This window comes from Deltaproteobacteria bacterium (genome assembly GCA_016874755.1).
GTDB lineage: Bacteria > Desulfobacterota > Binatia > UBA9968 > UBA9968 > DP-20.
Map to the genome: position 1 here is coordinate 1 of VGTH01000063.1, position 23,608 is coordinate 23,608.

Sequence of the window (23,608 nt, forward strand, 5' to 3'; positions counted from 1 at the left end):
TCCTTTCCTGCCTGCGCCAACAGGCAGCCTTTCGTTTTTAGATTCGCGAAAGGGTACGCCTACCTATTTCCTATTTCCACACGCTTTGATCATAGCTCTTCCTGTGACGTGTGTTAGCATTGGCCCATGGATCTGTTTGATTCCGCGCCGCCAAAATCACCGCAGGCGTATCAACCTCTCGCCGAGCGCATGCGTCCGGCGACGCTCGATGATTTCATCGGCCAAGAACATTTGCTCGGCCCGGGCAAATTACTGCGCGAGTTGGTCGCCGCCGGCAAACTAAAATCGCTAATTCTCTGGGGACCGCCGGGCACCGGCAAAACCACCCTGGCGCAAATTCTTGCGACCTCTGCCCACGCCGTCTGCGTGCACTTTTCCGCGGTCACCTCCGGCGTCAAAGAGCTAAAAAAAATCATTCAAGATGCCGAAGATTTACAGCGGCGCGGCAAGACCACGGTGCTGTTTGTCGACGAGATCCATCACTTCAACAAATCGCAGCAGGACAATTTTTTGCCCTACGTCGAGCGCGGCACGTTGATCTTGATCGGCGCCACCACCGAAAACCCCTCCTTCGAGGTGATCTCTCCCCTACTCTCGCGCTGCCAAGTTTTGGTGCTCCAGCCGCTCTCGGTCGAGGCGATGAGTTCCATCATCGATAGCGCTCTGCGCGATGGGAAACGTGGGCTGGGAGAGTGGGCCCTGCGCTTGGACGACGCCGCGCGTGAATTTCTCATTCAACAATCACAAGGCGATTGCCGCGTGGCGCTAAACGCCCTGGAGACTGCCGCCACACTGGCGCACAAATCACAGAGCCAGATGATCGAACTGGCGCACTTGCAGGAAGCCCTGCAACGCCGGCCACTGCAATACGATAAGGCCGGCGAAGAGCACTACAACGTCATTTCGGCGTTTATCAAAAGCATGCGCGGCAGCGACCCCGATGCGGCGATCTACTGGATGATGCGCATGCTCGACGCCGGCGAAGACCCGCTCTTCATTGCCCGGCGCATGGTCATTTTTGCCGCCGAAGATATCGGCAACGCCGATCCGCGCGCGCTCCAGGTCGCGGTGGCGGCGAAGGACGCGTTTCATTTCGTTGGACTACCCGAAGGGAAGATTCCTTTGGCGCAAGCGGTCACCTATTTGGCCACTGCGCCCAAATCCAATGCTTCGTACAAAGCCATGCTCGCCGCCGGCGAAGACGTGCAACAGCGCGGCGCGCTGGCGGTGCCGCTCCATCTGCGCAATGCGCCCACCGGGCTAATGAAAAAATTAGGCTACGGCAAAGATTACAAATATGCCCACAACTACGACGAACATGTCGTCGAGCAGCAGCACCTGCCGCAGGAGCTCAGCGGTAGAAAATACTATTCCCCTTCCGAATCGGGCTACGAAAAGCAGATAAAGGACCGGCTCACCTATTGGCAAGAAAAGAAAAAAAAACCTAAGTAGGAGCGCGGCATGGCGCGCCCCTACTGCCCGATCCCCGCTAGGTCGAGTAAGAACACGTACGAGAACGCGGTTTCCTGATGGCGGCGAAATCTTCCCGACGCGCCGCCGTGGCCGGCTTCCATGTTGGTTTTCAGAATCACGCGAGCGTCGTTGGTTTTTAGCTCGCGCAGTTTAGCGGCCCACTTGGCGGGTTCCCAGTATTGCACCTGGGAATCATGCAGGCCGCCGGTGATCAGCATGTGCGGATAGGCTTTCGCTGCGACGTTGTCGTAGGGCGAATAGGCCAGCATGGTTTCATAGAAAGTCTTGTCGTTGGGATCGCCCCACTCGTCGTACTCGCCGGTGGTTAAAGGGATCGAGGTGTCGAGCATCGTCGTCACGACGTCGACAAAAGGAACTTCGGCGACAATGCCGTTGAACAAGTCGGGGCGCAGGTTGGCAATGGCACCCATCAATAGTCCGCCGGCGCTGCGCCCCATGGCGAACAGATTTTCAGGACGGGTAAACTTTTCGCCGATCAAGAATTCGGCGCAGGCGATGAAATCGGTAAAAGTATTTTTCTTCTTCAACAACTTGCCGTCTTCATACCATTGCCGCCCCATCTCCTGTCCGCCGCGGATGTGGGCGATGGCGTAGACGAAACCACGATCGATCAAACTCAGACGCGGCGAAGCAAAGGCGGCGTCGATGCTCAGGCCGTAGGAGCCATAGCCGTAAAGTAACAGCGGATTCGCGCCGTCTTTCTTCACCCCCTTGCGGTAGACCAGCGATATCGGAATCTCCGTGCCGTCTTGTGCCTTAGCGTAAAGCCGCTCGCTCGCGTAGTTGTCGGCATGGAAGCCGCCCAGCACCTCTTCTTGTTTCAATAGGACGCGCTGCCGGGTCGTCATGTCATAATCGTAAATCGACGAAGGCGTTTTTAGCGAAGTGTATTCGAAGCGCACTTTGCGCGTGTCGAATTCAAAGTTCGCCCCCAGATGGGCCCGATACGCCGGCTCGTCAAAGGAAATATAATGCCCGTCCCCACCCGACCACGGAATCATACGAATCTCGGTGAGGCCCCGGCGGCGCTCTTCGAGAACCAGATGATCCTTGAAAATATCGAAGTCGGATAGATAGACGTCGCCGCGGTGCGCGATCAGCTCTTGCCAGTTCGTCTTCTCGATCTTGTCCAGCGGCGTCGCCATCAGGCGGAAATTCTTCGCCTGGTCGTTGGTGCGGATCAGAAATCGGTCCTCAAAATGATCGATATGGTATTCATGCTCGCGCCGGCGCGCCAGGAAAACTTTGAATTCACCGGTCGGATCATCGGCAGCCAGATAACGATACTCCTGACAGATGGTTTGCGTCGAAACCATCATCAAGAACCGCTTCGATTTGGTCTTGTAAATGTAGACCACAAACGTTTCGTCGTCTTCCTGGTAGACGAGGGCGTCGCCGGCCGGATCGGTGCCCACCCCATGGCGCCAGATTTGATACTGGCGCAGCGTGGTCGGGTCCTGCTTGGCGTAAAAAAGCGTGCGGTTGTCATTGGCCCATGCAAGATTCTCGGTAACCTCCGGCAACACGTCCGGTAGGACTTCGCCAGTTTGCAAATTCTTGACATAGGCCGTGTGAATGCGCCGCCCCTGGGTGTCGATGGCGTAGGCCAAAAGATCTTGCCCGGCGCTGACCGCCGAACCACCGATGGAAAAAAACTCATGCCCCTGGGCCAACTGATTGCCGTCAAGCATGATTTCTTCCGCCGCCTCCAGCGAGCCGCGCCGGCGTGAATAGATCGGATATTCTTTTCCCTCCTCGTAGCGGGTGAAATAGTAATAATCGTCGCGCTTGTAGGGCACCGACATATCGGTTTGTTTGACGCGGCCTTTGATCTCCGCGAAGAGCTTTTCCTCGAACGGTTTGGTATGAGCCATCTCTTTCTCGGCTCGTTGGTTTTCCGCCGTCAGATAGGCGATCACCTCGGGGCTTTCTCGCTCGCGCAGCCAATAGTAGTCGTCGGTGCGCACGTGGCCGTGTTTTTCTAAACGCGCAGGAATTTTTTTGACCATCCAGCAACCTCCGTCAAAGAAGGGCAGAGTCTAGTGAATTTTCACGCCGATCGCCAGCTTGCGTTGACAGTGCTCAGAGTCCTCGGTTACTCTCTAGCATTCAGATGGAAGCCGGGGCGCAGTTGTTGGAGCAAGTTTCGCCGATGCGGCCGCTGCAGAAAATCGATAAATACGTCGACATGAGCTATCTCGCCGAGACGCGCCGGACGCTACAATAGCGCTGTTCTCAAATGATTTTTCGCTTCGTTATTCTTATGGCGGCCGTCTTCGCTGCCGTGCCGGTAAGCTTCGCGCAATCGGCACAGCGCAAAGCGATGGTCGTCGCTTGGGATGGCCTTGTGCCAAGCTTCGCCAAAGAGATGATGGCGCGCGGACGGTTGCCCAATCTGCAACGATTGTTAGCTGGCGGGGTCTACGCCGAGGACGTCATCGCCGCCACTCCGTCCAAAACCGCCCCAGGGTTCGCTTCCTTGTGGACTGGTGCCGCTACTCGCGCAACCGGCATCAGCGGCAATCGCATGCCGCGCGCGCCGGCAAATCAGTTCACCATTCTCGAAAACAGCCTTGGCTTCAGCGGCACCGCACTGCGTGCCGAGCTGCTCTGGGAGACCGCGGCGCGCGCCGGGCTTCGCGTCGTGACGCTGCATGTGCCCTTCGGCGGCGACACGGTCTCGGGCGGGCTGCACGTGCAAGGGTATAATCGTACTTCGACCTTCAGCGGCATCATTGACGGCCGCAAAGTAAAAAGCAAACCCGCCACCGACTGGCACAACCTACCGCCCAGCAATTTCCCGCCGCTCGAAATCGCTTTCTCGATATCCGCAGGATCTTTCTATGGCCTCATGATTGACGATCCGAACGACGCCGTCATCGGCTATGATACGCTGGTTGTGACCGGCAGCCGCGACGGGCTGGATATGAGAGCCCAACTCAAACCAGGCTACGCCGGCGAGCGCGGCCTCGATTTGTGGAGCGCCGAGGTCCTGACCAAAGTCGGCGACGGGCCGGCGACCACCTATCTGCGCTTGTTTCACTTGCAAAGAGACGGCGGCGAGCTGCTGCTCTACTTCACCGCGCCAGTGCGCGACAACTTCGCTCCGCGAAACGTCATTCAAGATCTTAAAGCCGCCGCGGGTATGTTCGTCGGCAACGGCGGCAGCTTTGTTTACCAACAAGGTGGCCTGGGACCGCCGCTGGCCCAGGGCGGCGATGGCGCTGCCGAAGCGCGCTATCTCGAAACGATCCAGTTCGTAGCGCGCCACTTCAACGCCGCTGCCCGTTGGGTTCTCGAAACGCAGAGCTGGGATTTCCTGCTCGCCTACTCGCCGTTTCCAGATGAAGCGGAGCATGTTTGGCGCGGCCATCTCGACCCGGCTCTGCCCGGCCATCGGCCGGAGATCGCCGCTAGACTGCGACCTCATCTCGAAACAGTTTACCAACAAGCGGATAAATTTCTGGGCCTGTTTTTAGAGCATCGTCCGGAAGATACTGTGGTCGCATTGGTGTCCGATCACGGCATGGAAGGTGTCAGCCGCTGGGTGGCAATCAATCGCGCGCTGCAGGCAAGCGGCTTACAAGTTCTCGACGCCCAGGGACGCGTCGATCTGAGCCGCACCAAGGCCTACTACCCGGCGATTAGCAACGGTTATTTGCTGATTAACACGACAGCTCGCAAAAGCGGCATCGTTGCTCCGGAAGAACGCGGCGGCGTCGTGCGCGAAATTCAACGCGCGCTCTTCGGATTGCGAGATGGCAACCGTCCAGTGGTCGCAGCGTTGGCCGACGCGCAGATCGTCGGCCTTGGCCTTGGCATCGGCGGCGAAACCGGCGGCGATATCTACATCGAACTCATGCCCGGCTATGACTTCGACCCGGCAATCGCTGCTGGGGCAATGGTTTTGCAGCGCGAACCGATCGGTAACCACGGCTACAATCCGCTGCGGCCATCGATGCGCACAATCATGGCCTTCAATGGCCCCGGAGTCAGGCCCGCCGGCAAGCTCGGCCAGGTTTCACTCATCGACTTTGCGCCCACTTTGGCGAGGCTGCTGGGGATTCCCGCGCCGGCGCAAGCGAGCGGCCAAGTCTTGTACGACGCACTCAGCGAGCCGCGTTGACACCCATCCGGCGCTTCGTCTACTCTCAAAAGCACAACGTAATAGGAGATTTTCATGTCGAGCCAAAACCATTGGGAGCCGCCGTCAGTTATTTCACGCGAGCAGACGATTCAACTGCACCGCGATGTCATGGCCATGCCGTCTGAGCCCGTGCGCGTCAGTGAAGATTTGTTCCGCTTGCACGAGCTGGAGATGGACTGGGACATTGGCGCTGTCGTCTACGAACCGCAGGACGCAAGCCGCATTGCGCGCGGGTCAGACGGCACGAAAGTTGGCATCTTCCTGCTCCACGGCGGCGTGTCCGATTTCAAATCCGTCGAGCGGGTGGCCAAATTGTTGCCTGAAAAATTCGGCATCAAGGTCGTAACGATGACGTTTCCGGGCCGCTTTTATTTCAACGACCCCCATCGCGATTGGCCCGGCGACGTCGACAACCCCGACGGTTCGGCACGCACCCCGCTGTGGACCAAAGAGACCCGTATCACCAAAGACCAATACATAACCGTGCAGGACACCTCGAAGCGCGCGGACTACGGCACGTTGATCTCGCTATCGGCAAAGGAAGGGACAGAGTTCTACCACCGTATGGCGGCGTGGCCAGTGGCATTTGAACAAGCCGTTAAAGAAACCGCGCGCCGGCAATTTCCCGAAGGCGAATATTCGATTTACATTCACGGCCACTCCACCGGCGGGCCATTTGCCATGATGGCGTCGCAAAGAATTGCCAACATCGCCGGTCTGGTGGGCTATGGCAGCTCGCCCTTCGGCTACATGTTTCCATTGATCGCCGATGACGACTGGAACTTTCCATTCAACCAATTGCGCCTGCGCACCTGGCGCGACACCGCGCGCTACATGTACGAGGGCATGAAGGACAGCGGCGTCGGTTTGCCGATGCTGATCGAACTGACGTTCGAGCGCTGGGAGAACGCCAAAAAGCGGCCCAACTTCAAAGCCGAAGATTTCATCCACAAAAACTCGACCGGCGCATTGACCGCGGCCGCCAAAGCTGCGGCGGCGCGATTGAAGCTATCCAATCAAGACGCCGATGCGTTGGTGCAGCGCTATCTTGGCTACACGCTTCCCGTCACCGGGCCCAACGTCAAGCCGGTGCCGAACTTTCTGTCGATCCACGGCATCGACGATGACACCGTCACGCTCAAGCGCTGCGAACGGGCCAAACCGTTGTTCGCCCAACTCAACCCAGCACCAAAGGTGCACAGCGTATCGCTGGGCGCCGGCATCCACTCGTGGGGCTGGACCAGCGAAGAGCTACCGATGGGTATCGTGCCACCGGTGGCCAAGCTTTGGCACGACGCAATCATGAACGGATTCTTCGGAACCAAGTGATGGCGTAGAAGAACGCTGGGGTATTGGAGTCATGGAGTGTTGGAGCGATGGGTTTTCCGATCAGTACTCGATCACGCCAATATCCCACGGCGAAACGCCAGCCGCTGCGATCCTTCACTTCCAGGGTCAAGGCAGCTAATATCCGCCCATGGCTGACACCACTCATCTGATCCTCACCGCCGTCGGTCCGGACCGCGTCGGTCTGGTGGAAAAAATCTCCGAGTTCATCTCGCGCCATGGCTGCAACATCGAAGACAGCAAAATGGCGGTCTTCTGTGGCGAGTTCGCGCTGATCTTATTGATCAGCGGCGCCGGCCCAGCCCTGGTGAAGATCGCCAACGATCACAGTCAGCTCGAGGTCGCCACCGGACTCACCCTCTCATTGAAGACCCCGACGGATCGTAAGACCGGCGAGTCTTTTCTCCCCTACCGGCTCACCGCCTCGTGCATGGATCATCCGGGCATCGTCTATCAGATCAGCGGCGTGCTCAGCTCCCTCGGCATCAATATCGAATCCATGGAGACCGACACCTACGCCGCGCCGATCAGCGGCACGCCGATCTTTCGTTTGCAGGCGGAAATTTCCGTGCCGGGCAAAACCAACATCGCGCAGTTGCGCGAGCGTTTCGCGGCGATCCAACGGGAAGAAAATATCGACGTCGATATCGCGCCGATTCATCCTTGATCGACGATTTGGCAACATTTATCGCCAGAGGCGCTGAGCGCCCAGAGTTCAAACGGAGGCTTCGATGAAATTGCCAGCGACGTTGCTCCTCGGTTTCTTACTTCTCACGCACGGCCCACTATCCGCGCAGACCCTGGAAAAGATCCGCCTGGGCTACAGCGGCACCGGCATCAACAACTACGTTTTGGACATGGGCAAGCGCCAGGGAATCTTTCGTAAAAACGGCATCGAGCCGGAGGTGGTCTACATCAATAGCGGCTCGCTGTTGAGCCAAGGATTGATCTCCGGCACCTTCGATCTGTCGTTTTCCCAGGGCTCGGAAGCGATGCTCGCCAAGCTGCGCGGCGCCGATGTGCGCATCGCCGCCGTGGTCGCCAACCGCTTCAATCACGTTTACCTCACCGCGCCGTCGATCACCTCGCTTAAGCAGCTCAAAGGCAAGAAGGTCGCGGTCAGCCGCTTCGGCTCGGGCTCCCACTTCCAAACCAATTTGGTTTTCAAGGAAGCCGGCCTCGACCCGGAACGTGACGTGACCGTGTTGCAGATCGGCAACTCGGGCGCGCGCATTACAGCGATCCTGAGCGGCGTAGTCGACGGCACGATCATGGCCGCCGATTTCGTGCCGCGCGCCAAGCGCGAAGGTTTCAACGTCCTCTACGATCTCGCCGAGACCAAGATCGAGTATCCGTTTCTCTCGTTAAATTTCTCCGGCAGCTATCTCGACCGCAATCAGCGGCTGGTCAAAGCGCTGATCAAAAGCATGTCGGAGTCGGTTCGCGCCCTGCAAAGCGACGCTAACATGGCCAAGGCTGTCATCCGTTCGGCGCTGCGCACCGAGGACGCCGAGACCGTCGACTACGCGCTGACGCGCAGCATTCAAGTACTGGACCGACGCCCGTTCCCAACTCCCGCGGGCATTCAAACCGTCATCGACGAGCTCGGCAAAGAAGCCAAGAGCAAGAACCTCAAATTCGAGGACTATGTCGACCTGCGCGCCCTGCGCGAGCTTGAGAAAGAAGGGTTTTTCAAATAATGCGACTGCGCCGGCTCGCGCTTGCATGCCTGTTTTTCGCTGCGATCCTACCGACATGCACGGCCTGGGCCCAAACGACCGACGAGCAGCGTTTGATCGAGAAAGTTAGAGACGCCGTTATCAAAGAACTGCGCTCCGGCAATTTTTTCCAGGAGCAGGTCGAGCTCGGCATTCGGAATTATATTCGCAAACAGGAGCAAGCCCAGGCCGCCGCGCGCGCCGAAGAGGAGCGCATCGCCACGGAAAAAGCTAAGAACGTCCGGCGCGTCAACCCCGGACGCGATCATATCTTGGGCGACCCCAAAGCGCCGGTATCGCTCATCGAATACTCAGACTTCGAGTGTCCGTTTTGCAAACGCTTCCATCCCGTGGTGCAGCAAATCATTGAAGCCTACTCGGGCAAGGTCAATTGGGTCTATCGCCATTTTCCCCTCGGTATGCACAATCCGGGGGCGCAAAAGCAGGCAGAGGCCTCAGAATGCGTCGCGCAGCTGGCGGGCAACGATGCGTTTTGGAAGTTCACCCATGCGATCTACAACCGCACTTTGTCGGGAGGCAAAGGCTTTCCGTTGTCACAACTGGCGCCCCTCGGCCGCGAGATCGGCGTCAACGACCAGCAACTCCAAGAGTGCATTGACAGCAACAAGAACGCCGCGCGGGTTCAGGAGGACATGCAGGAAGGCATTGACATCGGCCTTACCGGCACGCCGGCCAGCATTCTGCTGCACAATCTGACCGGCGAGGTTATGTTAAAAGTCGGCGCCCAGCCGTTTGAAGCCTTCAAAGCCGATATCGACCGGCTATTGCAGCCAAAGTAAACAGCGACCGGGCTCAGTGTTTATGATTGTGACCGGCTTCAGAGCTCTTTAGGCTGGCCAGATAGGTCGCCAAATCGCTCAGCTGTTTAACGGTCAGCACATCGGCAAAGCTCGGCATCTTGGATTTGCCGTCGTCACCGACATGGCCTTGTTTCTTGGCGTCGGGATCGATCACCGCGTTGGGGTTGGCGATCGATTCGGCGAAGAACTCCACCGTGTGCATACCCGCCATTTGCGATAGCTCCGGACCTATCCCTTTGTCCTCTGACGCGACGTCAGGAAATTTTTCGCCTTTGATCTCATGGCACTTGTAGCATTGCAGCTCCCCAAACAGTTTTTTTCCTTCGTGGGCGTCACCGCCAGCTAGTGTAAACTTCCAATCCTTGGGTTGGCCGTGACTATGGTGATCGCCGGTGGAGTGCGCGTCTTGGGAGGCTTCTCGGCCGCAGCCAAAGGCCAAGACGATGGAAAAAATGCCCAATACGAACCAGCAGAAATTACTGTTCATGACCGCGCCAGCCCTCGCTTTCGAATCCGTAATATTAGCGACCGCAACGATGTCGGGCCAATCATACCATGAAACTTGGACGCAGGAATGCATCGCCGCGCCATCGATAAATTTTTCTGCCAATAGTTTAATCCAGCTGGAGTGAGGCCGGCTCATTGGCCATCCGTTCGCCCATGCCGACCTGGCGCAGCCGCTGCCACAGCGCCTCGACTTCCGCCAACACCGCTTCATCCGACTGATGGATGTCGATCGGGTGAGCGATCGGCACCCAACAGGGCCGCCCGGTGACCCAGAAAACTTCCGAGCGGTTACCCTCGGGATCGAAGTAGTAGCAGCCGAGCGCGCTCACATGGTTGACCAGGGCATCGATGCGCAAACCTTCGGCGACGAGTTTCTTGTGCATCTTGCGCAAATCCTCGAGCGTCGCCACCTGCAGCGACACTTGATTGATCACGCGTGAATCAACCTCGTCGGCACGGCCGCGAAACAGCGCAATCTCGTGGTCGGCGCGCGTAGGATCGGCGCTGAAGAAGACAATGCCGGCGCGCCAGTTTTGCTTGGTAACACGCATGCCCAGCGTGTCGCGGTAGAACGCCACCATACGTTCCAAGCCGCGCACGTAGATGCCGACATGTCCGAGTCCCACCACTGCGGTCATTGTGCCTCTATTTCTTCTTCCCGACCGCGGCGCGCTGGTCGGGCCCGCTGTCGGCGTAACCTGGCAGCACCAGCGAATCGATGAAGTAGCGCCCCCCGCCGGCAACCACCTTGGCGCCGCGCTCGAGCGCGGCCGCGAGCTCCGCCGGCGTGCTCACCGGCGCTTCGCTGTCAAATCCCTGGGCGCGCGCCATGGCAACCAGATCGACGCGCGGGTCGTCAATGCGCTGGCCGATCCAGCGGTTTTGCGCCGGCCGGCTGCGCATTTGCGCGACCCGCTCTTGGTGCATCTCGTCGTTAAAATAAGAGCGATTGTCGGCGACCACGACCATCACTGGGATGTTGAAGTGCGCCGCGCTCCAGAGCGCGCTGACACCCATCAAGTAGTCGCCGTCGCCGATCACGCCGATGACCAAGCGACCGCTGTCCTTGAGCGCCAACGCAGCGCCGACCGTGTGCCCGGGGCCGGTCCCTACGGCGCCGCCGCCATCGTTGCCCATAAACGACAACGGTCCGTCGAACTCGTAGGCTTCGCCGGGCCAACCGATCGGCAGCCTGGCAAAGGTCACGGTTTTGCCCTTGGCGAAAGTGCGCACGGTCATGGCCATGTCCCATAGCGTCATCGACTGGTGCGGCGCCGGCACGGCGATCGGTTTCTTGTTCCAGTGTGCCCGCCCCTGCAGCGCGCCGCGCTGCTTGATCTTCCCTTTTGCGCTGGCGCCGAGCCGATCGTTCATCTGCGCCACGAAAGTATCCGGCTCGGCGAAGATCGGCAGGTCCACCGCGGCCAGCGCCTGATGGTCCATGCTCCAACCATTGGTGCGAATGCTGTCGAGCGAGCAGCTGATAATGGTTTTGTCGGTTGGCTCCTGGCTCTGGGCTTTGTTATCGAGCGCCAGCCGCAAAACTCCGGCGAGGTCGAGCCAGTCGAGATTGATAATCAGGTCCGCCTTTTTGATCAACGCCGTAGCACCAGCGTTGGGCCGCACGCACGGCGGCGCGTAGTGGAGCGGATGCGTGGTTGGAAAGGCCGACGGATCATTGCTGCTGGTGACGACGGCGGCACCGATCGCTTCGGCGAAGCGCACCCGGTTGTCCCAGTCGCTCTGGCGCCGCGACACTCGGCCCATGAGGATCAATGGGCACTTGGCTTTGTTGATGGCAGCCAGCGCTTGCGTCAAAGCGGCGCGCGGCACTGCCGGGCTGGGCGGCGCTGCAAAACGCGCCGCGTCGGGCACCGAGACTTTGCCGGTCAGCGCTGCTTCCTGCAGCCCAGCGTCGAGACAAATGTAGACCGGGCCGTAGGGCGGCGTGCGGGTGATCTGATTGGCACGCAGCACCGACTCCACCGCCGCCTGGGGCGACGCCGGTTGATCGTCCCATTTGGTGTAATCGCGAATGATCGCACCCTGATCTTTGGCGGTGTGAATCCAGTCGATCCACGGCCGGCGCACATGGGCATCCACCGGGCCGGTGGCGCCGAAGATAATCATCGGCGTGCGATCGCACCAAGCATTGAAGATCGGCATCGCCGCATGCATCAAGCCGACGTTGGCGTGCAAGGCCACCGCCATCGGCTGTTCAGTGACCTTGCCGTAGCCGTCGGCGATCGACACCGCATGCTCCTCATGCAAGCAAATCACCATCTGCGGATTTTGGTTGCCGAGATAGTTGACGATACTGTCGTGAAAGCCGCGATAGCTGGCGCCGGGCACCAGCGCGATATATTTCAAATCGAGCCGGCGCACTGTCTCGGCCACCGCGTCGCTGCCCCATTTCATTTGCGGTCTGCCGAGCTCCACCGGCCGGTCGATGGCATGCTGTGCCGACTGGACCGATAACTTTGACTTTGGTGCATTCATTTTCACCGAAAGTTTCCTCCGAGTTCTAAGTTGATGGGTTGGCGGTAACCTCCGCAATACGCCAATCGCATTGGCGAAGCAAACTCTCTGGTTAGCGACTTCGTCGTCATTTGAAAACTCTGCGCTTTGTCCTCCTGAGCATCAGCGAAGGATCTGCTTTTCCCGCAGTTGCATGAAGCAGATTCTTCGCCTTCGGCTCAGAATGACATTGCGATACAGTCTCTAGCGGCCGGGAACGCCGCCGGGATAAACCTGTTTTAACAAACCTTCGTCGGCGAGCTGTTTGATTAGTCGATCGTCGATGAACTCACTGAGGAACGTCTCGGCTTGCCGCCCCGACACTCCCAATTGTTCCAAGATGGTCCGAATGCCATCCGGGTTGGGTACGGGCAGCGCCTCCATAAAGCGCGTGTCGCTCTCGTAGCTATGCTGCAATACCGCCGGATCGGACACCCGCGTGTATTTCTGCAACGCCGCCTTGGCTTCGTTGGGCCGCGCTCTGATATAAGCGATCGCTTCGATGATGCCGGCGAGAAAACTGCGCATGCGTGCCGGCTGCTTGGCCAGATAGGGACGCATGACCGAGGTGCAGTTTCCCGAATAAGGGATATTGAGATCGCCCAACTCAATCAGCGGCTTAAAGCCGGCGGCGAGCGCCTGGCGATCATCTGGCGCATTGGCGAAGATCGCATGCACCCGGCCGTTGGCCAGCGCGGCAAAGTTGGCGCTGGTGGAGCCGGTGTAGATCAGCGTGATGTCTTGACCGATCTTTATCCCCTGCCGGGTTGCGAAAAGCTTGGCAGTAAAATCGCTGCCCGAGCCCGGATTCGCCACGCCCAGCACTTTGCCGCGCAAATCGGCGACTTTTTGAATGCCGGGCGCGACCATCACTTTGGAAGTGAGCTTGTGGACGATGCAGGACGTGATCGCGATATCGCCTCCGGCAAGCCGCACCTGCACCAACGGCGGACCGACGGAGAAATAAATCTGAATATCGTTGGCAAGCAGCGCCGAGCGACCGGCGGCGCGCGGCAGATAGATTGGCTTGACTTGCAATCCGTGTTTGTCGAAAAGCTTCGCCTCGGCACCGACCCAAAGCGGCAAGATCGACCCCGACAGCGAGCCGTGGCCGACCAGCATCGAGGGACGCTCCTGGGCGCGCAGCGCACTCGTCCATAGAAGCGCGATCAGCGCTACAGCCGCGCAGAGTTTCGTCAAGCCGCGTCGACGCGCCATTGAAACCTCCCCTAAACCGGTGGGCCGGCCTTCAGTTCTTGCCCTTCAACAGCGACAGAAATTCTTGGTTGTACTCGGCATATTTGTCGGCGATCGCCAAATCCACCGGCACCAATTTGGATTGCAGCATCCGTTCGAGCCGTTTGTTTTTCAGCGGCACGTCGCGCCGCGCCGGCACCCGTTCGGAGATATCGTGCATCGCCTTCAACCCTGCCGCCGACAGCCCCCAGTGGACGAACAAGCGCGCCGCGTTTGGGTGCGGCGGTTTGGCGCTGATCGCAAACCCCAATGTGTTGACCGGCACCGGCTCGAACGCCACCCAATCCACCGGCGCGCCCTTGGCGCGAAACTGCTCGGCGATCGACGCGTAGGTGCTGAGACCGAGGGCAAATTCGCCGGCGCTGACGAGCTGCACTTCCATGGTGTGACCTTGTCTCGGCCGCAGGCCATTGGCGACCACTCTCTTTAACCAATCGCGTCCCTTTTCTCGGCCCATGATCTTGAGCAGCGTCACGTAGAGATCGACGTCCTGCTCGTCGAAGGTCGTCATGCCCTTCCATTTGGGATTGGCGGCGTCTTCGTAACTCTTCGGCACTTCGTGCGGCTTCACCAGCGTCGTGTTGTAGCTGATCGCCCAGAATTGCATGTAGTAAGTGCCCCAGTAGTCTTCAGGATCGATGAAGCCGTCGATGAACTGTTTGCGTTCAGGATAGTTGAGCTTCTGCAGCCAGCCGCGCTTTTTGTATAGCTCGATATTCGTGCCGCGGTTCATAACGATATCGAAGCCCCAACGCCCCGCCGGAATTTCAGTCATGAGCTTTTGCGTCATGCCGCTCGCGCCGCTGCGAAAAATCGTCACTTTGATGCCGTACTGCTTGGTGAACAACGCACTCCAAGCCTGGGCTTCCGTCACCGGCAGCGTCGAGTACCAAACCACTTCGCCCTCGGCTTTCGCCTTGGCGATCAAATCAGGCGTAATCGCCTCCCCTGCCCGCGCCAGCTCGGCACCGCCGAACGCGCAGAACATTGCCAAGAGCAAACCAAGCATCATCGTCATCCCCTTCTAGGCGCTTAAACTCAGGGCGACGCTTATCGTAAACCAACCGCCGGCGTCAATCCGCTCGAGCAAACCTTCGAAGACGCCAAAAGAAACGGCGAGACCGATCCGCTCATGATCAAGGTTCCCGCCAATTGGGAACCTCGAGTCTTGAAATCCTGCGAGTAGCCTACAAGTCGTTCCCGTTTCACAATCTGGGAATACCAGAGCAAACCCGCATCTGGCGCCCGGTGCTCCCGATTCACCCCATTTGCAACAACGTAACGAGCCCCAGGTTCGAAGCCACTTTGGACACCGGCTCCGACTACTGCCTGTTTCCCGCCATCATTGGGGCGTCAATCGGAATTAGAATCCATGATGGTGCAGAAGGTGATCTCAGCGGAGCCATCGGTGGGCCGCGAGCCAAAGTGTATTACCACAATGTCAAACTCGCCGTCGCGGGCGGCATGGTGGATAAAAAAGCGGGCTTCTCATGGGATCTCACCGAGAATCTTCTGGGATATTTCGGCTTTTTCGAAACTTTTTGAGTGAACTTTGATCCGTCCTCACGCCCGCCACACTGCAACGTGGAACGGATTCGTCGTCGCACCTGAAGCTACGGCAGGATTAGCTAGTAAACCAACGGAATCAGCTTGCGCACCCGCGCTTGATAGTCGCCGTACTCGGGAAACTTTTCTTTCAACCAGCGCTCTTCGCGGCGCGATTTGACATCGAAGAACACCAACGTCAACACGGCGTAGACCAGCAGCAGCCAATCGTGCGCGGTCATCCCCCAACCCAAAACCACCATGATTAGCCCGCTATAAATCGGATGGCGCACGATTCGATAGGGCCCGCTCTGAACCAAACTAGCGGTCTCTTTCGGACGCGGCAGCGGCGTGAGATTTCTGCCAAGACCAAAAATACCCGCGAAGGAAAGCAAACCACCGGTGGCGATCAGCGCGATGCCGCTAATTGAGCCAAGCCAATCATACGGCGCTGCCGCAAACGGCCAGCCAGCCCCGGCGCGCGGCCCGAACACAATCAGCAAAAACAGCGCACCCTGCGCAACCACGTACCACTCGCCGCGCGCGCCCTTCAAACACTCCGCTAGCCTCGTCATATGCTAAATAGTTTACTCCGACGAATGTTTCACGCCATGGAGAAAAATATCAGGACGCTCCTCATGGGTGTCGTGCCGACCCAAGCGTTGTTTGTCGATATGATCCATCCAGAGGAGCACGCCGCTGACGACGATGGCAAAGGGAACGATGACGAGCCATGGGTCGACGCCGAGCAGCGTCGGGATGGTCAACTTGCCGAAGTCGCCGAGTGTGAGCAGATTACCCTGAATCAGCGGATACACCTCGGAATAAAGACCGGCGCCGATCAAAATACCCAAAATCCCTCTGAACAAACCATCGAGTCGCCCTTCGCCGAAGGCCGCCGCACAAGTGCCGGGACAAAAGCCCAAGAGCAGCATGCCGAGACCGAATATTAAGCCACCAACAATGTTGGCGCCCAACAGCGTCGGTTTGATGTGCAGATTGACTAGCCCCAACTCATGCAGCGCGTAGACGCCGACCATGCCGGCCAGTATGGCCGCGAACATGACCTTCTGCACCGTCAAATCGTTCCAGCGATAGAACGACACGATTTTCTGATATTTGGTGACCTGGCTTTTCTGCAAAATAAAGCCAAACAAAATTCCCGTCACCAGCCCGAGCACTAAACGTGCGGAGCCAGCAATTTCCAACGGACCCATAGCTAAACCCTCCTGAAAATAAGCCGCGCGCTGATCGTGCCTGACAGCATCATGGCAACAAGAAATACCCAACTACTCGCCGCCAACTGTGCGCCGCCGCTCAAAGCGTGTCCGCTGGTACAGCCATCGGCCAAGCGCGCGCCAAACCCGACCAGGATGCCGCCGATGATGCCGACGACCCAGCGCTGCGCGTTGCTCGTGCCAAAGCGGCTCACCCACATGTCAGGCAGTTTCGCTGTGAACCTCAGCGCCGGCTGACTCAAACGGGCGGCCAGATAGGCGCCGATGGGAATGCCGATCACCAGCATAAATTGCCAGTCGACAGTCGGCTGGACTTTTTGCCAGTAAGCATTGGCAGCGACGTGCTCCGGTGCGACGATGCTGACGAGCATGCCCGCCGCGCGCGAGAACGTCGTCGACACCGAAAGATAATAGTTGGAAACGTAGAACGTGATAATGTTGAGAAGCCCCAACAACAGGCCGGCTTGCCACTAGGGCCACTCTTCTTTTCTAAGCCAATTCATTGCTCACCTCCGTGAACGCATCACAACCAACCTAGGCGGTGGCATGCGCCATAGATGAGATAGCCGCCCAAAAACCAGACAAACACCGCGAACATCAGCCTAAGATAGGGACCGGAAATTTTGTTGGCGACCAACGAGCCAAGCCAGGTGCCGATCAACATTGTGATCGCGAGAATAATCGCAGCGCGGACGTTAACGTTGCCGTGGCGATAGTACTCGATCGCTGCGCCCAGGCCGATGGGCGGGAGCAGGACGGCGAGACTTGTACCAGTTGCTTGATGTTGCGTGAAGCCGGCAAGATAGATCAGCGCCGGCACGATGACGATGCCGCCGCCGACACCGAATAACCCGGCGAGCAGTCCGCCCATCGTGCCGATCGCCACGAATAAAAGTCCACCGCTCATTGCTTCTCCTGCGAAGTCAGCAAAGAGCAAAGCGGACAACTCCCTGCTCCCTGCTCTTTCTTCTGCGCTCTTCGCCCTTACCGTCTGCGCCAGCCGCTCCACACCGGGAATCCGGCGTCGTCGCGCAGCTTCAAAACTTCGTCGCCTTTCTTGACTTCCGCGGCGATAACCACCGGCTTGCCGCCAAAGGTGATGCGCGAGCCTTTCACTTCGACCTTGTCTTTTGGCTCAAGCTTCACATCCTGATTCTCGAGATACCAAGACGGCCCCAAGTGAACCGACAAACTGTCCTTGTCGGTCTTCACGTTCATATGAATGCCCGCCGCCATCCCCTTGTTCGGTGTGATCTGGTCGATACTGGTGATTTCACCGGTGATCGCTTCCACCGTCTTGGGATCGTACATCTTGCTGTACGGTGTGCCCGGTCCCCAGCCGCCGCTGCCGCGCCACATCATCCCCGGTCCTCGCTGAGCGAAAGAATCCGAAAGCGCAAAACCCAATAGCAGCGCGATAAAGCCCATGACAAAAAACTTTCTCATTGTTTCACCTCCCTATTTAGTGGATTGGCCGCTTGCTTACACGCAAACTATCAAACGCAACGGCCATGCCAGCGGCGCCGACCCCATGCAGCAGCGAAATCACGCCGTCGCCTGTCACAAATGCGAATAAAAATAATCGTTTTCGCGCTGCTGGGAAGTGAGAAAAAGCCGCGATGGAAAAACCGCGCGCCCATCGACTCTGAGACTATGTCACCAAGGTTAAATCGCCCGTTTTGTCATCCTGAGCGTAAGCGAAGGCTCTGCCTTTCGCGCAGGTGCATGCAGCAGATTCTTCGCCATTGGCTCATCAGAATCCCGGCGGATTGCCTGCCTCGAACTTTATGAGTTTCACACGCGGCACCGAAACGGCGCTGCAAACTTTGCGGACTTGGATCAGCTCAGTGGGCGACCATTCAGTTTTCGACGCGCAGCTGACTTGCGCGCAGCTGATTTTTTTGAGCCATGGACAAACTTTCACGCCATTGCCGGCGGCGTCCAAAATTTCGGTTAGCAGGCTCAATACGGTCTCGACAAACTGGGATAGGTCTTCGCTACCCGTCCGGAACGCTGTCGCCCCGGCTTTAATAGATTTTTTCCTGTTTGGCAAATTCCTCATCGTGCCGCCGCTGCGGCAATTCCCGTGGCCAGGCGGCACAGGCTAATGATCTGCGCAAAGATCAACGCGGCCAAGCCTGCTCCCCGAGCCATTCTTCTCTGCGCTGAAGCTATCACTGGAAGCATAACGACTATTTCCCCTCCATCAATCTATTCTAACGTGTCATCTCGAAGCGTCGCTGCCATCGCGCCGCCGAATACCAGCAGCGAACCAGCTCGCGGCGGCGCACCGGAGGTGCTGTCATGCTTCGGAGTTCCTCACTTCCATCAGCGCCACGCCAGTTCGTGGAGCGCTGCGTTCAAGTAGCTGAGATCAAAATATTTCTTCGCGCCGGGCAACGGCCCTTTCATTTCGTTATGGTCAGCGTGCGTTTTGATGACCGACTTCATAATCTCAGGTTCAATGGTGAAATTGGCTCCCCAGGAGCGAGTCTCGATATGGTAATCCAAGCCGCGCCGCGCCAGGCCGAGCTTCACTTTTAGCTGCTGCGCCAAAAACTCGGCGCCCAAGTCGGGATGATCTTCGATCAATTTTCTCGCTTGCAGCAACGCTTTGACAAAGCGAACCAGGTCGGCTCGGTGTTGCGCCGCCCATTTGCGGCGCACCGCAAAACTCGAGCGCAAATAATTCGGCAGCAGGTCGCTCAGTTTGCCGAGCACCTGGAAGCCCATTTCCTGGGCGCGAAAATTGTCCGGCACGTCGACCACCGCGCCGGCAACCTTGCCACTGGCGACTGCGTCCAGTAACGAGCCGCCGCGGGCCAGCTCTACCCATGAATAGTCTTTGCCCTGCTCCAAGCCGTGGGCGCGCAACAAGCGGCGCAACAGCGATGCGGTTCCTGTGCTCAGAGTCGACGAAGCACCGCTCTTGCCACGCAGGTCTTCGTAACTTTTGATGTTCTTGCCGCCGACGATCATGTGCGAGCTTTTGCAGCCGGCGGCAACGATGGCGAGATCGCTGCCTTTGTCGATGTGCGCAAGAATGTCGTGGTTGTCAGCCAACGCCGCATGGATCAGCCCACCGGCGAGCGCCTGAAGGCTGTAGGCGGTGCTCTTGGCTACGACAACTTCGGCGTCGAGGCCCTCGCGCTGGAAAAAGCCTTTCTTATCGGCAACCCATAGCGGCGCGGCATCGAGCGTCGGCGGCAAGGCCGATACGATAAACTTTGTCTGCCCGAGGACGGCAGTCGGCAAAACTAAACTGATGATCCAGAAAGCGCTTAGAGCAAGAACGGTCATATTGTTGCAAAATGCGGGGGATCGCGGTGACGGCGCCTTCTTTATCCAACTGCACATTGTAGGCCCCAGCCTCGCGCTCCATCGCACGCTGATCGTCGACACCGAGACCGCCGCCCAGGAAAGCGTAACCACTGGCGGTTCTGCCTTTGGTTAAGTTCTGTTCGGGGTAATTCGGTCTGGCAGCGCGGCCGAATCCGGGAGTGATAATCAGCAGAATCGTCAGCGCCGAAGCGAAAGCGACCTAAACATAGATATCGGAATTCCTGAGCCGTTGATGGGGCAAATTCATAGACGGATGTTCGTACGCACGTTTGCGCGGCCCTTGGGCCTGCGCACGCCAGCGCCTGAGCCCGGAACGAAGATAGTCTGGCTCGATGCGCAGCTCTTCGCAGATGTTTTCAAAGGAAAACAGCCACTGTCCTTCCTGGCCGAAAATCCACGCTTCTGCTTGCAGAAACAGGCGCTGCTCGCGCCTCTTGTGACTCAACAAATAGCGCTGAAAGCACTCGACCGCATCGATCAAAATGGCGAACATCAGGCGCCGCTCAGGCGACCGCAGCGGTTTGCCGTCATATTCGCGGCCATATTCAAATTGAGCCAGGGCATCCGGCTCTTTGAATACACTTGTATGGGTAAGCGCGGCGTTTGATGGTTTCATTTCACGACAGCTGGTGGCGGCTCATTTTGTTATACAGCGCGCGGCGGCTGATGCCGAGAATTTCCGCCGCATGCTTTTTGTTTCCCCGCACCGAGGACAGGGTCCTTTGGATCACTTCTTTCTCGATCGCGCCAAGAGTCCGACCGAGCGGAAAACCGCCGAGCTGATCATCGCCGGCGCCAAAACGCACCACTGCCGTAATCCGCTGTGGCAATAAATCCGAAGTCAGCTCCTTGCCTTCGGCTATCAACACCGCCGATTGGATGACGTTCTTGAGCTCGCGCACGTTGCCAGGCCAAGGGTAGCGTCCGAGGATGCGCTGCGCCTCCGGCGCCACGGCATGCACTTTCTTGCCAAAGGCCGCGGCGAATTTAGCAATGAAGTATTCGGTCAGCATCGGCACCGCCCCGTGGCGCTCACGCAGCGGCGGCACGACGATATGAAAGACGTTCAAACGGTAAAAGAGATCTTCGCGAAAGCGTTGTTGAGTTACGTGCTTTTCCAAGTCTTCGTTAGCGGCGGCGATGATGCGTACGTCCGCGGGAATGTTTCTCGTGCCGCCGACACGGCGAAAGCTCTTTTCTTCCAACACGCGCAGCAAGCTCACCTGCGTCTTGGCATCCATGGTCGCGATCTCGTCGAGAAAGACCGTGCCGCCATGGGCTTGCTCGAAAATTCCCGGACGGGAATCTTGCGCGCCGGTGAACGCGCCCTTCTCGTGGCCAAAGATTTCGCTGGCAATGAGCTCGGGCGCAATCGCGCCGGTGTTGATGGCAATGTAAGGCTTGTCCTTGCGCCGGCTGCAGCGATGGATCGCCGCCGCCAGCAGGTCTTTGCCGGTGCCGGTTTCGCCGGTGATCAGCACCGGCATGTCCACCGCCGCCGCGTCGCGGGCGCGCCGGATCACTTGCTGCATTGCTAAACTACTGGCGACGATTCCTTCAAACTCGATGGCACCCATGGGTGGGTTCTCTATTTTCGGGTTGCGCGCTCCATTTGCGTCTACGACCTCAATCGAGAAATACGTCTTAAGTCGTATATCGCTAGGAGGCTTAACTACAGGAGCTTCATAGGAATTGCAAGAAAAAACCACACTGGAGCAATATTTTTCTAGCGATTCGCTACGACTTTAGTATGATTATCGTAAAGGCAGCAACCCGTCTCCACCGCGCACTATCTTGTCGACCAATTCGGCGAGGATTGCCGTGTAGATTCTCCGGGTGCGGTCATGGTGCATGATATTGTGGGCTGGTAATTCAAAATGCAGACTAGTTTGCGCGAGCTTGAGCATGCCCTGGTCCTTGGCTGCCCAGGCGCCGATCTCGATGGCATCGATCGGCTCGATTAACAGTTCGACTTTGCCGATACCCGGGTTGGCTTGCAGCACTCGGTCACGAATCTGCCGGAAGGCGTTCTTGATCGCACGCGCGGCTTCGCTGGTGACGCCGACCGTGGCGACGTCGATGTGGCCGAGTGCGCCGCTCTGATGCCTTTCGATATAAAGATCCAGTGCACCGCGGCCGACCTCGAACACGGTCCGTGAGTAATCATCAAACACGGCTTGCGCGCGCTCGGTTTTGCGTCCGACTCCTTGTGTCGGATAACGGCGTTCGGTGGGCCGGTTGACGTTGATGCGCCAGCCGCCGCATTCGGTGGGCGTAAAGCCGCGGGTAATCACCGCCGGCAGCTGAGTCCGGTAACTCAACTCTTCGACTAGCTCACCGGTGTACCAATCGAAGCTGCCGTGCGGCGCGGCCAGCACGATGCCGCGGCTTTCTTTGCGCGCAGCGATGGCATCGATCCGGCCATACGTCATTTGCCGGGAAACGAAACTTGGCAAGTGCGTCCCCGCGCGACCCTGAGCGAGGTTCAATGCGTGGCGGACCCACGCGGTCACTACGTCGTCATAGGCCGCGAAGTTATCACCGGCCGCGAGAGCCTGCGGCAAGCGTATGACCAAGCCGCGCTCCGCCAGCAACAAGACGCCGTAGTTCCGCACGCCGTACGACGTCCAGGAAATATCGTCGAGCGGGTGAATAGCGACGTCCACTTTGGGCACCGCTGGCCAACCACCGAGAGACTCGTCCCGCAGCCGCCGATAGGAGGCCTTGAGAGCCAACAGCTCCTCAAAGGAAAATCCGCCCGCGGCAACTTCGATGCGCGGCACTTCGCTGCGGTTATCGGCGACCCGTACGCCAACATAAAACTGCATGGGGCCGCTAACCGTCTCTTGCAGCAGCTTGGTGAACTCGGGATAGACGCTGCCGCGCCGCGCGCCGCCCGCGGGCCAACCGACGGGACTTTGGTGCACTAGCGGCTGACTGACGGGAATGCGCTTGGCGTTAAAATCATAGCCGACGACCAAGCCAGCGCCGATGGCATCGCTGATCCGCTCGCCGTACTCGACCGCCTTAGGCTCCGCGCGCCCGTGCGGCACACCGACAACGATGCCGCCCTGATTGCCGTTGGAACGGCGATACGCGAAGTGGCCGAGATCACCGAGAGAAAACTGTTGGAGCGGCTGCAGCAGGCTACAGCCGCTCCAAAGCAGCAATGCCGCACCTAAGACCCAACTCCAACCGAGAGCGGCAGGTAGTGACGGCAGCAAAGCGATTTTCAACTGAGCCAAGCCGTCCTCAGCTGCGCGATGCGATGAGCCATTCGATCAGCTCAGACGGGATGGCGATGTAGGTGCGGCGTGTGCGCTGATCAATAAACATCGTTGTCGTTGGCAGGGTGAGATGAAATCCCTTTTTCGCTCGTTTCAACACGCCCTTAGCTTTCGCCGACCCGGCGGCGACTTCTATCATGTCGTTGGGCTCAATCAGGAAGTCGATCTTTTCGTTGCCCGGCTGTTTGCTATGAGCGCGCTCAAGAATCTCGTAATAGGTCTGTTTGATGGCGCGCGCCAGCATTTGCCGCTCGGAGCGCCGATTGGTTCGGATTTTTTCGCACCACAGAGAGCTATGATCAAAGCGTGTGGAAATAGGAAATAGGTAGGCGTACCCTTTCGCGAATCTAAAAACGAAAGGCTGCCTGTTGGCGCAGGCAGGAAAGGA

24 protein-coding genes are annotated in these 23,608 nt (G+C 58.4%); 7 read left to right on the forward strand and 17 right to left on the reverse strand.

The genetic code is table 11. The features are described 5' to 3' along the window. The first annotated feature begins 126 nt into the window (after positions 1-126). Positions 127-1,452, forward strand: a complete 1,326-nt coding sequence (locus tag FJ145_24570) for a replication-associated recombination protein A (GenBank protein ID MBM4264586.1) — start codon at positions 127-129, stop codon at positions 1,450-1,452. Positions 1,453-1,472: 20 nt separating this feature from the next. Here the strand turns inward: FJ145_24570 and FJ145_24575 are convergent, their stop codons facing one another. Beyond that, positions 1,473-3,503, reverse strand: coding sequence for a S9 family peptidase (locus tag FJ145_24575; GenBank protein ID MBM4264587.1), 2,031 nt, complete (start codon positions 3,501-3,503; stop codon positions 1,473-1,475). Positions 3,504-3,733: 230 nt separating this feature from the next. Here FJ145_24575 and FJ145_24580 point away from each other — a divergent pair, with 230 nt between their 5' ends. The 5 genes from FJ145_24580 (at position 3,734) to FJ145_24600 (ending at position 9,506) form a co-directional block, all read left to right on the forward strand. Continuing rightward, entirely contained in the window at positions 3,734-5,620 is a 1,887-nt protein-coding gene (locus FJ145_24580; protein MBM4264588.1) for a hypothetical protein, read from the forward strand. Between the two features lie 54 nt (positions 5,621-5,674). Beyond that, on the forward strand, positions 5,675-6,970 hold the full coding sequence (locus tag FJ145_24585; GenBank protein ID MBM4264589.1) for a hypothetical protein: 1,296 nt from the start codon (positions 5,675-5,677) through the stop codon (positions 6,968-6,970). Positions 6,971-7,118: 148 nt separating this feature from the next. Further along, positions 7,119-7,655 carry a glycine cleavage system protein R gene (locus FJ145_24590; protein ID MBM4264590.1) on the forward strand — a complete coding sequence of 179 codons (537 nt, stop codon included), beginning with the start codon at positions 7,119-7,121 and terminating at the stop codon, positions 7,653-7,655. 64 nt (positions 7,656-7,719) lie between these two features. Further along, positions 7,720-8,688, forward strand: a complete 969-nt coding sequence (locus FJ145_24595) for a hypothetical protein (protein ID MBM4264591.1) — start codon at positions 7,720-7,722, stop codon at positions 8,686-8,688. Then, positions 8,688-9,506 carry a disulfide bond formation protein DsbA gene (locus FJ145_24600; GenBank protein MBM4264592.1) on the forward strand — a complete coding sequence of 273 codons (819 nt, stop codon included), beginning with the start codon at positions 8,688-8,690 and terminating at the stop codon, positions 9,504-9,506. The genes FJ145_24595 and FJ145_24600 overlap by 1 nt, the downstream gene beginning before the upstream one ends. Positions 9,507-9,519: 13 nt before the next feature. On the opposite strand, the gene FJ145_24605 is transcribed toward FJ145_24600, so the two are convergent. The 5 genes from FJ145_24605 to FJ145_24625 form a co-directional block, all read right to left on the reverse strand. Continuing rightward, positions 9,520-10,245 (reverse strand): cytochrome c, encoded by a 726-nt coding sequence (locus tag FJ145_24605; protein ID MBM4264593.1) that lies wholly within the window; start codon positions 10,243-10,245, stop codon positions 9,520-9,522. Continuing rightward, the gene (locus tag FJ145_24610; protein ID MBM4264594.1) at positions 10,142-10,672 is read right to left on the reverse strand and encodes a hypothetical protein; all 531 of its coding nucleotides are present in this window, start codon (positions 10,670-10,672) and stop codon (positions 10,142-10,144) included. Before FJ145_24610 ends, FJ145_24605 begins: the two co-directional genes overlap by 104 nt. A gap of 7 nt (positions 10,673-10,679) precedes the next feature. Beyond that, on the reverse strand, positions 10,680-12,533 hold the full coding sequence (locus tag FJ145_24615; GenBank protein ID MBM4264595.1) for a thiamine pyrophosphate-binding protein: 1,854 nt from the start codon (positions 12,531-12,533) through the stop codon (positions 10,680-10,682). 222 nt (positions 12,534-12,755) lie between these two features. Continuing rightward, a complete protein-coding gene (locus FJ145_24620; protein ID MBM4264596.1) occupies positions 12,756-13,769 on the reverse strand; it encodes an ABC transporter substrate-binding protein in 1,014 nt (337 codons plus the stop codon). Between the two features lie 31 nt (positions 13,770-13,800). Beyond that, positions 13,801-14,826 carry an extracellular solute-binding protein gene (locus FJ145_24625; protein ID MBM4264597.1) on the reverse strand — a complete coding sequence of 342 codons (1,026 nt, stop codon included), beginning with the start codon at positions 14,824-14,826 and terminating at the stop codon, positions 13,801-13,803. Between the two features lie 287 nt (positions 14,827-15,113). Between FJ145_24625 and FJ145_24630 the strand changes: the two genes are divergently transcribed. Next, positions 15,114-15,353 (forward strand): hypothetical protein, encoded by a 240-nt coding sequence (locus FJ145_24630; GenBank protein ID MBM4264598.1) that lies wholly within the window; start codon positions 15,114-15,116, stop codon positions 15,351-15,353. Between the two features lie 83 nt (positions 15,354-15,436). Here FJ145_24630 and FJ145_24635 read toward each other — a convergent pair whose 3' ends face one another. The 11 genes from FJ145_24635 to FJ145_24685 form a co-directional block, all read right to left on the reverse strand. Next, a complete protein-coding gene (locus tag FJ145_24635) occupies positions 15,437-15,928 on the reverse strand; it encodes an isoprenylcysteine carboxylmethyltransferase family protein (protein MBM4264599.1) in 492 nt (163 codons plus the stop codon). A gap of 12 nt (positions 15,929-15,940) precedes the next feature. Further along, positions 15,941-16,570 (reverse strand): YeeE/YedE family protein, encoded by a 630-nt coding sequence (locus FJ145_24640; protein MBM4264600.1) that lies wholly within the window; start codon positions 16,568-16,570, stop codon positions 15,941-15,943. A gap of 2 nt (positions 16,571-16,572) precedes the next feature. Further along, positions 16,573-17,049: a YeeE/YedE family protein gene (locus tag FJ145_24645; GenBank protein MBM4264601.1), complete on the reverse strand. Its 477-nt coding sequence runs from the start codon at positions 17,047-17,049 to the stop codon at positions 16,573-16,575. A gap of 65 nt (positions 17,050-17,114) precedes the next feature. Next, the gene (locus FJ145_24650; GenBank protein MBM4264602.1) at positions 17,115-17,498 is read right to left on the reverse strand and encodes a sulfite exporter TauE/SafE family protein; all 384 of its coding nucleotides are present in this window, start codon (positions 17,496-17,498) and stop codon (positions 17,115-17,117) included. A 77-nt stretch (positions 17,499-17,575) separates the two neighbouring features. Beyond that, on the reverse strand, positions 17,576-18,037 hold the full coding sequence (locus FJ145_24655) for a DNA-binding protein (protein MBM4264603.1): 462 nt from the start codon (positions 18,035-18,037) through the stop codon (positions 17,576-17,578). 307 nt (positions 18,038-18,344) lie between these two features. Beyond that, positions 18,345-18,557: a hypothetical protein gene (locus FJ145_24660; GenBank protein ID MBM4264604.1), complete on the reverse strand. Its 213-nt coding sequence runs from the start codon at positions 18,555-18,557 to the stop codon at positions 18,345-18,347. A gap of 362 nt (positions 18,558-18,919) precedes the next feature. After that, entirely contained in the window at positions 18,920-19,948 is a 1,029-nt protein-coding gene (locus FJ145_24665) for a hypothetical protein (protein MBM4264605.1), read from the reverse strand. A gap of 184 nt (positions 19,949-20,132) precedes the next feature. Beyond that, positions 20,133-20,549, reverse strand: a complete 417-nt coding sequence (locus FJ145_24670; GenBank protein MBM4264606.1) for a hypothetical protein — start codon at positions 20,547-20,549, stop codon at positions 20,133-20,135. A gap of 1 nt (position 20,550) precedes the next feature. Next, positions 20,551-21,510, reverse strand: a complete 960-nt coding sequence (locus FJ145_24675) for a sigma-54-dependent Fis family transcriptional regulator (GenBank protein MBM4264607.1) — start codon at positions 21,508-21,510, stop codon at positions 20,551-20,553. A gap of 177 nt (positions 21,511-21,687) precedes the next feature. Beyond that, the gene (locus tag FJ145_24680) at positions 21,688-23,178 is read right to left on the reverse strand and encodes a hypothetical protein (GenBank protein MBM4264608.1); all 1,491 of its coding nucleotides are present in this window, start codon (positions 23,176-23,178) and stop codon (positions 21,688-21,690) included. A 7-nt stretch (positions 23,179-23,185) separates the two neighbouring features. Then, on the reverse strand, positions 23,186-23,464 hold the full coding sequence (locus tag FJ145_24685) for a hypothetical protein (GenBank protein MBM4264609.1): 279 nt from the start codon (positions 23,462-23,464) through the stop codon (positions 23,186-23,188). Between the last annotated feature and the right edge of the window lie 144 nt (positions 23,465-23,608).